The 13,008-nt window shown below is 56.7% G+C and carries 11 protein-coding genes and 1 pseudogene; 3 read left to right on the forward strand and 9 right to left on the reverse strand.

Annotated elements, in window-relative coordinates:
* Positions 1 to 409: 409 nt before the first annotated feature.
* The 5 genes from ABJZ52_RS02090 to traA form a co-directional block, all read right to left on the reverse strand.
* Complete coding sequence (locus tag ABJZ52_RS02090) at positions 410 to 958, reverse strand: type II toxin-antitoxin system PemK/MazF family toxin (protein WP_348185812.1); 549 nt, start codon at positions 956 to 958, stop codon at positions 410 to 412.
* A gap of 143 nt (positions 959 to 1,101) precedes the next feature.
* The gene (locus tag ABJZ52_RS02095; RefSeq protein ID WP_348185814.1) at positions 1,102 to 1,728 is read right to left on the reverse strand and encodes a conjugal transfer protein TraH; all 627 of its coding nucleotides are present in this window, start codon (positions 1,726 to 1,728) and stop codon (positions 1,102 to 1,104) included.
* A gap of 4 nt (positions 1,729 to 1,732) precedes the next feature.
* Positions 1,733 to 2,929: a conjugal transfer protein TraB gene (locus ABJZ52_RS02100; protein ID WP_348185816.1), complete on the reverse strand. Its 1,197-nt coding sequence runs from the start codon at positions 2,927 to 2,929 to the stop codon at positions 1,733 to 1,735.
* Complete coding sequence (traF, locus tag ABJZ52_RS02105; RefSeq protein ID WP_348185818.1) at positions 2,892 to 3,407, reverse strand: conjugative transfer signal peptidase TraF; 516 nt, start codon at positions 3,405 to 3,407, stop codon at positions 2,892 to 2,894. Before traF ends, ABJZ52_RS02100 begins: the two co-directional genes overlap by 38 nt.
* Before the next feature lie 38 nt (positions 3,408 to 3,445).
* A complete protein-coding gene (gene traA / locus ABJZ52_RS02110; RefSeq protein ID WP_348185821.1) occupies positions 3,446 to 7,081 on the reverse strand; it encodes a Ti-type conjugative transfer relaxase TraA in 3,636 nt (1,211 codons plus the stop codon).
* Between the two features lie 531 nt (positions 7,082 to 7,612).
* On the opposite strand from traA, the gene ABJZ52_RS02115 reads away from it, so the two are divergent.
* Genes ABJZ52_RS02115 through traG form a run of 3 tightly spaced genes read left to right on the forward strand, consistent with a single transcriptional unit; the run spans position 7,613 to position 9,999 of the window.
* Positions 7,613 to 7,864 (forward strand): TraC family protein, encoded by a 252-nt coding sequence (locus ABJZ52_RS02115; RefSeq protein ID WP_348312130.1) that lies wholly within the window; start codon positions 7,613 to 7,615, stop codon positions 7,862 to 7,864.
* A gap of 46 nt (positions 7,865 to 7,910) precedes the next feature.
* Positions 7,911 to 8,168, forward strand: coding sequence for a conjugal transfer protein TraD (locus ABJZ52_RS02120; RefSeq protein WP_348185823.1), 258 nt, complete (start codon positions 7,911 to 7,913; stop codon positions 8,166 to 8,168).
* Positions 8,113 to 9,999, forward strand: a complete 1,887-nt coding sequence (gene traG / locus ABJZ52_RS02125) for a Ti-type conjugative transfer system protein TraG (protein WP_348185826.1) — start codon at positions 8,113 to 8,115, stop codon at positions 9,997 to 9,999. Before ABJZ52_RS02120 ends, traG begins: the two co-directional genes overlap by 56 nt.
* A gap of 255 nt (positions 10,000 to 10,254) precedes the next feature.
* On the opposite strand, the gene ABJZ52_RS02130 is transcribed toward traG, so the two are convergent.
* The 4 genes and pseudogenes from ABJZ52_RS02130 to ABJZ52_RS02145 all read right to left on the reverse strand — a co-directional run.
* Positions 10,255 to 11,625 carry a Fic family protein gene (locus ABJZ52_RS02130; RefSeq protein ID WP_348185828.1) on the reverse strand — a complete coding sequence of 457 codons (1,371 nt, stop codon included), beginning with the start codon at positions 11,623 to 11,625 and terminating at the stop codon, positions 10,255 to 10,257.
* Between the two features lie 61 nt (positions 11,626 to 11,686).
* The gene (locus tag ABJZ52_RS02135; protein ID WP_348185831.1) at positions 11,687 to 11,902 is read right to left on the reverse strand and encodes a hypothetical protein; all 216 of its coding nucleotides are present in this window, start codon (positions 11,900 to 11,902) and stop codon (positions 11,687 to 11,689) included.
* A gap of 64 nt (positions 11,903 to 11,966) precedes the next feature.
* Entirely contained in the window at positions 11,967 to 12,104 is a 138-nt protein-coding gene (locus tag ABJZ52_RS02140) for a hypothetical protein (protein ID WP_348185834.1), read from the reverse strand.
* Between the two features lie 431 nt (positions 12,105 to 12,535).
* Positions 12,536 to 12,925, reverse strand: a pseudogene (locus ABJZ52_RS02145) (DDE-type integrase/transposase/recombinase); the annotation flags it as partial.
* Between the last annotated feature and the right edge of the window lie 83 nt (positions 12,926 to 13,008).

Here is a 13,008-nt window from a genome sequence, read left to right on the forward strand (position 1 = left end):
AAAAGCTGGCGTAAACTGCGCGGCTTCCATCATCTCGCAGACGTGATTCAAGGCGTCGACTTCATCAACGGCATCAAGCCATCAAACCAGGATCAAGCCGCTGCATGAAAATCGCCTGGACACCAGATTTGACAATAACTCAGCACTTACACGCTGTGATCGGACTTATGCGTGCATCCGCGACTTGGGAGGGGTTTAAGTCACTACTTGACCGGGCCTTCCCCAAAAAGGGAACGCAGATGACTCTATTATTGGAGGACCCTGAATAGGTCTTATAAATACAAAACCCCGCCGGAGCGGGGCTTTGATCTAAGGCCAATACAGACTTGTTATGGTCCTCGCATTGACCTGCCACCGTTTCCAGTGGTCTTACAATCCGCTTAAGCGGTAACTCGACTAAAATAGGCGCTTACCAATGAACAGTCAATGAATGCATGCCCGTTGCGTGTAAAATACAGCGGCGAGCTTCTTTCAAGACCTCAGTTGGGGCACAAGGCGCGACATACTGGCGAAACCCAATTTTCAATCGATCCAGCCGATGGCTCCCAACCGCCATTAGGGTGTCTCCCTTCAACCAAGATTCCTCGTATCTGCCGCCTGGAACAATTCCATCAGGCAATCTATAATGATGACCCTCAACGGGGTTCGGAGCCTTGCTACTGATTGGAATCACAACACACAATCGGGTCCATGGATTGACCTTTGGCGAAATCACCATGACAGGTCTTGTCTTCACCATTTCTGGCCTTTGAAAACCTAACCCAAAATGACAAACGAGGATTTGCCCCGGCTTAGGTTGGAACTGTAGTCCGGCCACCTTAGGTCCGTCTTCCAATGCGTCGGCAAAGTCGCGCAACTGAGTTGTGTAACGATCATTCGCCCTAAGGCATGCGGCCAACTGCTGGATGACCCGCTCATCATCCTCTTGGTTTACGACCACGCTAACCGACTTTGCCATTGCGCCCCCGAATCAAATGGAGGCTGCATCGTATCATAATTTCAACTTGGATCACACACGTATATAGGCACCATCCCAAACGCGCAATTGCTGCGGTTCGTATGTCGGAGCGCAAAGATAAAGCGCAGTGACAATATGGCGGCTCATTCCCGATTATAGTCTCCAATCACGGACAGATCGACACCAATATCGGCCTTGTTTGGGTGCTGTGACCATAGCTGTTGCCGGCGCTCGTTCCTGGGCTCAGATTTTGCGCCGATGGCCTTTGGTACTGGCACGCCCTCCTGTCGGGCGGCCGGGTCCGGAGCTGACAATTCAACGCTCTGTCTTGGGTCTTTTACCGAGAACACGTATTCACCTTCGAAATACCCGGTCTGGTACGCCTTGATGGCATCTTCCAATGCGAGCGGGACCGACGAGCCATACCATTGCGTAACGATCCTGTAGACGCGGGAAAACTGTGCAGTCCCAATCTTGATATTGTTGCACGGATCAAACACACCCGCAGTGACTTGGGACTTGTCAGTGATATCCATGCCAAGCAGGTATTGCGTGAGGCCGACGCGAACAACGGCTTTGCCGAGATAGTCGTGAACCAGCTCTATGGCTTCTTCCGGCGACTTGGCCTTCGGCACCAGAAACGTCTTTGATCCGGCCCGAACGGTCACGTTCAACGGATCATCCGATCCTGCTGCCGCGAGGAACTCTTCAACGATAGCTGGTTTCAGGGAGGGGACGGCACACTGCTTTATCAGAGCTGCTTCAATCATGGGATCACTCGTTGAATGCTGTCACCAGCGGAACATCGAACAGCTTTGCCCAGGCTGTGACGCTAGCGCGTTGAATGGCGGTGATGTTGCTTTCACCCGTCCACCAACCGTTGGCCGGACCAATAATGATCTCGGCGTTCATCGCCATGGATTGCAAGATGGGCCAAATAAGCAGCTGTTCGTAGCAGATCAGAGGGGCAACGCGGATGCCTGCAACCTCGACAACTGGATTTGCAAAGATGTAGGCGTTGGCACCACCACCATCACCCACAAGACGCCGCCAGGGTTGCCACATGGAGACCGGTACTGGCATGCGCTCGCGGTAGAGGGTCCGCGCTCCCTGCCCAGAGATCTCCACAACGACCGTATCGTAGCCAACTTGTTGAATCGCCGTCGCTCCCCCGATCACCCTCATCTGTAAATCAGACAGGGCATCCGTCCAGAACCGTTCTGTAGTTATGGTCCATAGCCCCAGAGCACCTTCCGGCAGAACCGCAACCTTGGTCCCCAGCCTGGCGGCTTCTCGGACCATGGCAATGGTTTCCCGTTGCTGCTCATAGCCAGCGTGTTCGCCAGCCCTCTCATATTGGAACGTGGTATTGATGCCAGTCCATCCTTCAGCTAACTTCGGACCTGTCCAGGATGCGGCGGACCAGGCTGCAAATCCGGCAATGATCGGAGCCGCGATCCGCCAAAGGCTTGTGGTCATCATGAGCAACAGGATCGCGGTCGCTGCCAGCCCGAACCAACCCCATCCTGGAAACAATACGCCGGCTGCCGTGATCGGGTTGGCCCACCCCATGATGCCGAAGGGTGGAAGGCTCATCAGAATGCTTGCGATCAGATAGCGCAGCATACGCGGCCCTCCGGCAACCTTGGTCCAAAGGAGCGAATAAACCGTCACAAAGACGAGCGCTGCCGCAAACCACAGCCCAAGCCCGATGACATATTGAGAGCCAAAGAATATGGAGGCTCCCTGCGGCAAGCCCCGGGAAGCTCCCAGGAAATGCGCGGCCGCCACCAGCGCCGCCACAGCTCGGGACGGAGCATAGGCCCAGAACACCGGAAACAGCATTCCGGCCGGCAACAGAAGCACATGGCCGAACCAGCCGATCGTGCCGGTTAAAGCGCCGCCCAGAATGCAAAACAGGCCGCCCGCAAATCTAAGGCTGGAAGGTGAATACCTCTCGCGCCAGGCCAAGAATGCCGCTTGCCGGGATCGGCCCAAAATATCGGGAGTCATAAGAAGCCACATAGTCGGAATGGACGTAGACCATGCCGGAAGCTATGCGGCCCCCGCCATATCCGGGCAAAACGCGGCCTTGCCCATCCCTTTTATGAACGGTCGAATGGCTGAGGCGAATGCTGTCTATGACAGCAAGGCCCTCTTTTGTGCTAACCGTCTGTCCCGGCAAAGCCGCAACTGTCTTGATGAGCGGCGCGATGCCGCCCTCACACAAGCCGGCAGGAAGATAGAGCCGCTCACGCGCCAGTTTGATTGCCGGCAAATGTGCCGGCGGGCAAATAAAAACGGTGTCCCCTACCCGGACGTCACGGGTCAACGCATCGATCCGCCATAGCCCGAGCGCAAAACTCGGTGTGGTATTGATCCGGTAACCGCCGAGAACGCCGGCGGCACCAATGCAGGCGACCGTCACGGCTGCAAGCAACAAGATCACAAGAGCCGCTCGCCGGCTCTTATGTCTGACCGCCGTGATCACCGAACCATGCCTTGATCCTTGGACCGATCTTTCTTCAAGGCGCGTGCTTGGACTTGTTCCAGGGAACGCTTGTTCGCAGCGATCTTCTGGATCGCGTTGAACTTCGGCCAAGCCTCCGCAAGCTTGGCTTTGTCTTCGCTGGCAACCCGAACGGCCGCTTTTTCGAAAGCAGGCCCCTCCGGCTTGATGCCGGCCATAAAGGCCCGCTCTCCAAATCGCTGGTCCAGCTTCGCGGCGACTTCACCGAGCTCGGCCTCCACGTGTCTGTCCGCCAGAAGGAAGGACAAACCTGCATTCAGGTCGTTGCGGTCGATGGCATCGCGGATCCGCGTCAGAACCGTTTCGGCCGCTGGCGACAGCGTCGGCACATCGACGCGCGACAGATCGCGCTCGCGTTCCAACTCCACAGTGCGCAGGTCTGCGATCTCGGCACGAAGCGTGACATAGGAATTAATGTTCCGGATAAGACCGTTCACGTTCTTCAGGGCCGTATTCCGCTCCTGTTTGGCTTGCGCACCGGCGAGCAAACCGGTCTTGCCTTTAAGCTCCCCGAACTGCTCCGGGTTGGTGGTCAAATCCTGAAGCAGCCGATCGCGATCTACCGCATGAGCGGCCTCGCCATTCTTCACCAGATCGTCAAGCCGCATCGCGCGCATGGCTTTTTCCGGCAGCCGGTAGATATACGAGACGCGATTCTCAAGCGCTTCCCATTGTGGGGTAAGGGATGCTTCCGACTGCAACTTGGCCTCCACAGCTTGTTTGACCGGCATCGGCCAAGCCTGCACGCCCCTGATCCAGGGTTGCGGCGGGGCGACATATTCGCGCGCGTCGGTTTGGACCGTATTCGCAGATGTGGCAAGGCCGCGTGACCCCATGCCGAGCTTTGCGCCGAGCGCGGCAAGCCGTTCCCCGAGGATCGCGAGCTTCGCCCTCTGCTCAACAAACCAACGGCGTTGGTTCTGGATCATCGCCTTGGCGACCCGAAGCCCATAGAGGCCACGGTTGTTGGCATAGGCGAACGCCTGCGCGTAAAGCTCCGAGCTCGCGTAGTCGAGCGTTGTTTCCTTCGCTCCGGAGCGCGACAAGAAGAACTTCAACTGGCCCGATAGCAGCTCTGCGGAGGTGTTCACCTTCCACTCATTGCGGTGCGCTTGCTGGCCGTTCGACAGCTGGAGTGCCACCTTGCCAACATGATGAAGGCCAATCTTGTCTCCAGGCTGGCAACCGGCTTCGCTCAACGCTCGCTCCAAGTCCACGCCCCAGGTCGTGTGATGCTCACCTTTCGAGTTCTGGAGCGTTACAAAATAGCTGTCTCTGTTGGTCACCTTGTTTTCAAACGGCGCTTTTCCATGCGCAACGAGTTCACCGGAACGGCGATCGCGGAATTCCTCCTGCGACGCATAGAGCTTCATATCGCTCCGGTGCCGGGTCATCGCCACATAGGCAAGATGTCGGTCCAAGGTGCGCGTGGCCAAAACCTTCACACGATCGACCGTCGCTCCTTGCGATTTGTGGATCGTCGTCGCATAGCCATGATCAACATTGCGATAGGTCTTCTGATCGACCTCCACGCGACGCGCCTGATCCGAACCCGGCTCGCCGATCTCGGCAACGAAGCGCCCCTCGCCCGCTTCAACGACACGGGCCAACATGCCGTTCTTGACGTTCAGGTCCCGATCGTTCTTCAAAAACACGATCTGATCGCCAGCTGCAAAAAACCGCTCGCCCTCCTCGGTGCGGAATTTGTCGCCAGCACCAATCACTCCGCGCTCGATCAGAACTTGCCGCGCCATCCGGTTCAGCCGATGCACATCTTTGCGCAAATGCGCCAGCATCAACATTGACTTCGACGGGTCATAGTCGGCTGACCAGTCCTCGATCATGGCACCAAAAACCTGATCCTTGAGCGGCAAGCCAACAACATGACCGTGCGCCTGATAAGCATCGAGCGCTTTGGCGACTTCTCCACGCGCAAGATCCATGGACGCTTCGCGCATCCACTCATCCCGCTGCCGGTAGATCGTGCCAAGCTCGGCATAACCGGTCCGGCCGGTCAGCGACCGGAACGCGGCCCCAGCTTCAATCGGCTGAAGCTGCTCCGCATCCCCAATCAAAACCAACTTGCCGCCGGTCTTCGCAATCGTCTCCACAAAGACGCTCATCTGACGACTGTCGACCATACCCGCCTCATCGATCACAAAGACGGTCTTTCTATCGGGAAGCTCCTCGCCTCTGCTCCATGACAACTGCCAGGACGCCAAGGTGCGCGATGCGATCCCGGCCTCCTTTTCCAACCCTTCAGCCGCCTTGCCCGCAAGCGCGCTACCGACAACCCGATAGCCATCTGCCTCCCAAACCTCACGCGAAGCTTTCATCATCGTGGTCTTGCCTGCCCCAGCCCGACCAACGACCGACGCCATCCGCTCCCCACCCGTGATCCGCTCAATCGCAACGCGCTGCTCATCAGAAAGCTGCTGGACCCTGGAAAGGATCTCGGCGCGTGAGCGCACATCAACACCATGCGAGGTTGCCGACACAAGGTCATCTGCACGGCGCCCCATCTCAGCCTCAAGCCGCAACATCTCCCGGCTGGTAAACTTTGCAGGCACCTGTTCACCCGTGACCGGATCAATCACTTCGACCGCAAGCTTCACCACATCCGCAGACGTCAAAACGCGCGCAAGCAAGTCCTGGAACTGTCCCGGATCGTCCACATACCGATGAAGGTATTTTGCAATATCCCGCTCATCGAACACGCTCTTCTCACGCGTAACCGCATCGATGACGATTTCCGGACGGCGCGTGATCCGTGTGACATTTTCCCGGCACGCAGCCGCGTGCCACTCCATGCGCTCAAGATCGATCTCCCGCCCCCGCGCCTTCGCCTTCCTTTCAATGTTGCGTGCCTGAACACCGATTTTCGTCGTCGGTTGAAGATCAATCCCCTGAGCCGCATAGCTGCGATGATCAATCCGCGCATCATGACCGGCAAGCTCCAGGCTCTTGTTCGCATGACATGCCCAAAGCTCCCGCCACGCCTTCAGCGTCTGCTTGTCACCCGCCCAGGCGCGATACTGGATCTTGCCGTTACTCTGACCGCCCGCTCGAACTGGATTGCCGCGCTCGTCCAAAACCGGTTCCCATTTGGAACCGAACCCTTTCTCCGTCATCGGCGCCAACGTCAGCATGATATGGACGTGCGGATTGTTCTCTTTGTCGTGATAGACCCAATCCGCAATCATGCCCCGCGACGTGAAGGCTTCGCGGATATAGCCCTGCATCAGAGCAATATTCTCAGTCCGGCTCAATTCGCTCGGCAATGCAATGACAATTTCCCGGGCAAGCTGCCCATTCGCCCGCGTCTCATGCGCTTCAACCGCATTCCAAAGCGCCTCGCTGGAACCGGCAACGCTGCGACCATCGGTCAATGCTCGGAACCATTCCGGTGGTTGGTCGGGCAGCGCAAGTTCCTCGTGAACCAAATCCGTGTCCCGATCCGAATAGTCGAACTTCCTGTGGTCCATCTCATTCGACACCGTCATCTGCGTGCGATGCCGATAGGCGCTTGCTGCCACTGCCGAACGGCATTGGCTGCGCGAGATCACCTGAGCGCTAAAGTGGTAGATCGACATGGAAGAAGGGAGTTGCTGAAGGCGGCGAGGATGGTAATTGCGACGGGCTGTGCTCGATAGCACGCAAGGATTGTGATCACAATCCTATAAGTGCGCATAGAAATCCTGCATTTGGCAGGCCCTCCAATGAGCCGTCGCCCTCAGCGACGGGGCGCAAGACCAATACTCAATACAAACCTTGCAAAGCACAACTTCTCAAGCTGAAACTTCCAAAGAAAAAATGCTCAAAAGCCCAGACCCGGTTTACCACAGGCTACGGCTTTCTCTTCAGCGCTTCATGACCAGCGCGTTCAAGCCTCCGCCTGCTCCGTCCGCTTTTCCTTAAAACCGAACTCCGGCCCTTCGGGCTGGAAAACCGGATCTTCAATGAACGCTTCCACGCGCCGATGGGCAACTCCCTTTCCTATGGCCAAACTCCGCCTCAGTTGTATCCACGACAAGTTTCACAACCAATCTCGACTTGCTTTCAACGACACGCTATCAGCGCGCCCCACCTATCGAACACTCCCGTCCCGGAAAAAGGAAAACCTGATGGCTCCCCGCAATTCCAAATCCGCGTCCGAACAGATCCATGACATCGAAGCACAGATCGCAAAGCTGCATCAGCGCAAAAAAGAAGTCCTCAAGAAGCAGTCCGAGCGCGTCGCGAAACTCGTCATGGAGAGCGGACTCGCCGATCTCCATATCGACGAAGCTGAACTCTCCAAAGCCTTGAGCGAAGTCGCAGCCCGATTTCAAAACTCGCCCCCTCCACAAACTAACACTCCAGCTCCGCAGAATTGAGGGGCAATTCCGAACTCTCGAAAACCGGATAAAGCGCAACCGCCTCATGGACCGCAAGAAAGACGCAAGACAGAAGATCCAGCTCGGCGGCCTCATCGTCAAAGCCGGACTTCGAGAAACCGACAAGGCCATCCTTCTCGGCATCCTCACCGAGGCTGCGAAACGGCTTGGCGATAGGAACGAGCGCGACAGATGGCGCGCGATCGGAAAGGCCGCATTCAACGATGACACCCAAGAGAGCAATCTTCATGGTGATCCCAATAGCCCTCATGCTCACAAGCCTATGGGGACTGACAGGGATTGAGACAAAACTGGCCGCCTTTGCCACCAACCAGAAAGCCTACATCACCCTCGGCAGGATCGGCCTTGCCCTTCCCTTCCTCTGCTCCGCAGGCCTCGGTCTAATCGTTCTCTTCTCCGTACGCGGAAGTCTCGATGTCAAATGGGCAGGCTTCGGCGTTCTCTTCGGCGGCCTCATGGTCTTTGCCGTCGGAGCGCTTCATGAACTGCTCCGCCTCAACTCGTTCGTTGCCCAGGTGCAACCTGGAACCATCCAGAACTATACAGATATCCATTCCCTCGCCGGAGCCACAAGTGCATTCCTGGTCGCACTCTTCGGGCTAAAGGTTGGCATGAATGGCAACAGCGCCTTCGGCCTCAACCAGCCAAAACGGGTGTCCGGTCGCAGAGCCATCCATGGCGAAAGTGACTGGATGGACAATGCCACCGCCGCAAGGATTTTTCCCGAACAGGCCGGCATCATCATAGGAGAGCGCTACCGCGTCGATAAGGACACCGTGGCGCAAGTCAATTTCGATCCCCGGCACAACGAGACCTGGGGCAAGGGCGGAAAGGCTCCCCTCATGGCCTTCGATCAAGGCTTTGGATCCACCCATGGCATCGTCTTTGCCGGATCGGGCGGATACAAGACCACCTCCGTCGTCATTCCCACCTGCCTCACATATCCCGGCTCCATGGTTGTTCTTGATCCGTCAACCGAGATTGCGCCAATGGTGAGCCACAGCCGCCAATCTCTCGATCAGGACATTTATTGCCTGGATCCCAAACACCCGGAGATTGGATTTAACGTCCTCGATTGGATCGGCCAGTTCGGAACGTCGATCGAAGAGGATATTGCGACGGTCGCGGCCTGGCTCATGTCAGAAAAGCCGCGCCTCGCATCCGGTGCCGACGACTTCTTCCGCACCAGCGCAGAACAGCTCATCACCAGCGTGATCGCCCACATCGTCTTTTCCGATTCTAAAAACAGTTCCAGACAAAGATCGCTGCGTGCCGTGCGCAGCATTCTCACCAAGCCGGAAGAGAACCTGAAAGAATTCCTGGCCGATATCCACGACACGGCACCGAACGAGTTCGTGAAAGAGCTCGTCGGCCCGTTCATCAACATGACGCCTCAGACCTTTTCCGGCGTATATGCCACCGCCGCCAAGGAAACACATTGGCTCTCTTACGAGAACTATGCCGCCCTCGTCTCCGGCAACACATTCAAGACCGATATCATCGCCAACGGACACACGACGATCTTTCTCAACATCGATCTATCCACCCTGGAAAACCACCCAGGCATGGCGCGCGTGATCATCGGCGCCTTCCTGAAAGCCGTCTACAATCGCGACGGTGACATCAAGGGCCGGGTTCTCTTCATGCTCGATGAAGCTGCCCGCCTCGGCTACATGCGCATCATCGAAACGGCACGCGACGCCGGCCGGAAATACCGTATCTCGCTTCTCATGCTCTTCCAGTCGCTCGGACAGATGCGCGAGGCGTTCGGTGGCCGGGACGCAACATCCAAATGGTTCGAATCCGCCTCCTGGGTCTCGTTCGCCGCAATCAACGATACCGACACCGCGCGTTACATCTCCGAGCGATGCGGCATGACAACCGTCGAGGTCGAACAGGTCAGTCGGTCCTCACGCGCCGGAAGCCTAACGCGCAACCGCTCCAGGCAGCTCTCTCAGCGGCCCCTCATCCAGCCACATGAAATTCTCCAGATGCGATCCGACGAGCAGATCATCTTCACCAGCGGAAGCAAACCGCTCAGATGCGGCAGAGCAATGTTCTTCAGACGGAACGACATGACCGCGAAAGTCGCAAATTCCAGATTTAAGGAATGAGAGTCCTGAATAACACCCAGCCAACTCTGCGTAGAAGCTACTGAGATACCGTCGCCCAAGTGTGCAGCCTGGGTGGCTCGTCTCCAAGACGATCTAGTTGCATATCCCTACTTTGCCTGTCTGTTAGGCAAACAACCCGCTGTTCATCAGCGGTTTTTTTTTGAGGAAACGCTGCGGTACGCAGAGCATCCATGTCGTGAACACCGTAGGTCTGGCGGTCATCCGTTACCCTGTGCCGCAATATGGGCCGCTTGACTAGCGAACCGGCCCGCCCCTGCCCTGCTCGGCCGCCTTCGCCTGTTCCAGCTTTCGGGCTTCCTGACGAACGCGGATTTGACCTTTGTCCAGCACCTTCAAAGTGCTCTCCACCCGTTCCACCTGCTTCGGATCAAGGCCATGTTTTCGGGAGAGTTCCTCAAGCCTCTCTGGCGTTACGCCCGCGCGTATTTCCCCCAGGTCCGAGCCGAAGCGTTCTTCCAGCGTGGTCATCACCTTCCGCAGTTCGGACTTATGCGCCTCGCTCAGCGGTCTGGATTCCTGAATGGCTTGTGTCAGCGATTGGCTTGGCGCACTTACCTCAACCCGCGCCTTGTCGACAACGGCCTGGCGTTCCTGAGCGATCGTCTTGCGGATCCCGTGCACCACGTTGATGTGCGTCCCCACAAGCGAGCGAAGGCCGCGCTGGCCTTCGATGGCATTCTGCCGGGAAAGACGATCCTGGCGCGCAACGAGCACCCCACTCTTACCTGCAAGCCCGATAATCTGCGACAATTCCCCGACAATAGACAGATCGTCGAGCTTGCCAGTCTCGGCAACCTCCCTGATCGCAGCCAGAACAGGCTTGGGGTTGGAGAAGACGATGCCGACCTGTTTCTCAAGCTTGGCGGTCGAGATCTGTACCGCCTTGGAAGCGGCAAGCCGATCCTGAAGCTCCTGACGGGAAACCTCCGGGCTCAGGGTCGCTGAAGGTGCGAGAACATCCATGCCGGCCGTTTTGGCATGTTCAAGAGACCGGAGAGGCGACAATCTTGCCTCGATTAATTCAGCCATGGGTTTGTCGCTGGACAGAAACCCGATGCGGGAGGCTTCATTCCATAGCTCTTTGTCGGAAGCCTTCAGACTGATTTCGTAACCGGCGTTTTCCGAGATCAGGCGCAGAAAAACACGCTGCACGCGGCCATTGCCTTCAATGAAGGGATGAGCCGCGTTGATCTCGTTTAAGAAATGAGCAACCTTCTCAGCAAACTGACCCGGTGCCAGACCCTTAAACTGATTGGCGGCCTCGAACTTCTTGAATTCCGCCTCAAGATAGGAGCGGATGTTTTCCGGCGTCGCGAAAGGAACGCCTGCATTCCGGCCTGTGGTGTATGCCCGTTCCTGACCTGCCCAGCTGTAAACATCCTGGAACAGGTGATGATGAAGGGCTTTCAGGCCATCGTAGGTGAGCTGCCTGGCTCTATCGGGAATACCAGCTTTTAGCCGTCGGGTAGCGATCTTGTTTTCGACTTCTTCCAACTCTTTCCATGTACGCAGACCAAGCTTGTTGACCGGAACGCGCGGTTCATCCCCCCGATACATGACGCGCTCATAGATCTCGCGTTCGGCCTTGTCGCGAAGTTGGCTCATTCAATTTCTCAAAAGAAAAGCGCCGTTCCCGGCGCTCAAAATAAATATCTAGCCCTGCACATCATTCGGCGGCTTGAAGATGTCGGGTTTTCGCGAATAAAATAATCCGCTCAATTTGATCTTCTGGAGATACACCTTCCGCATCCATAGTCGTCACAAATTCTTCGAGTTCTGGCGAGGTTTCGATGCCTTCGATTGCACCGTCAACCTCTCCTTGCTCGACACGCCACGCGACGTCTTCAGGACGGTCGGAGGCAAATCGTGAAATTCGCTGCATGTTTCCACTTCGCTCTGTCACAACAAATCCCTCTTATCATAACACATTTATAAAAGACCGGTCATCAGGCGGCATGACGCCGTTTGGCTTCGACATACTCATCATCCAGGGCGTCACACTCCTGATCGGTCAGAAATCCCGCTTCCTTGCAGACTACCAGAAACTGGGTAAACAGATCCGGTTCGTCCCGTGAGATTTTCATTGAAACACTCGCAAAATCTTATGTTTTTATAGCAGATTTCGTCTCTCCGCGCGAGCAGATATGGGTGGAAATCGCCACATTTCTCAACGAGATATGGGTCGCGAGGCCTAAGCTTGACGCGTCCACGAACCCGACTTCCGCTAGGGAAGGAGCGCCCTTTCAACAGCCAAACCTCAAGGCGGGGTTAACGCGAAAAACTTTGCGACACGCCCCTAGAGAGTCCGCTCACCCGCCGTTCGCACGTAATGTCGAGGCGGACGATTGCAATCCCGTTGCACCTAATCCGATTGGGGTCTGATCGACCATGAATTGTTCGTGGATGCCAAACGAGACGGTGTCGATTGGCAGGAAGTTGCACGAGGGGTAATTGTCGGATCGGGATTGCCAACTTGTTTTGTTGAGCCCGCAAGGTGCCGTGTTTTTGACGGATTTCAGGCGTTCATCTCGCCGGTGTAGTCGTTCCATAAGCCGAATGCATCAGCCCTTGCACGCCGGTATGAGGCGGCCGGCAGAGTATATCGACGCGGCCGGAAGACCGTGTTGATCTGATCGTGGGCAGGCAGAAACCGCTGCGCTTGGCGGGGCGATTTGAACCGGCCCATAATCTTCTCGCGTTTGCGGGTTGGGCGATGGGAATTCTCAATCCTGTTGTTCAACCCCTTGTGAGCGCGATGATCGGCATCCGGGGCAAGGGCCTGGACCGGCTTTGTGTAGCCGCGTAGTTTGTCGGTTACCACGACCTTGGGCTCGCCGAATTGCGTGACCAGCCTGCCAAAAAAACGCCTGATGATTTGTGCAACACGGTGGTTTTGTAGCTCAATGCTTCGTTGACGGGCAGGACATTGCGCTGAAGCTTGTTGAAACCGGACACGCCTGCGCCTGGCCCCGTTACTCCGGCAAGCAT

The organism is Roseibium sp., from assembly GCF_039982295.1.
Taxonomy (GTDB): Bacteria; Pseudomonadota; Alphaproteobacteria; order Rhizobiales; family Stappiaceae; genus Roseibium.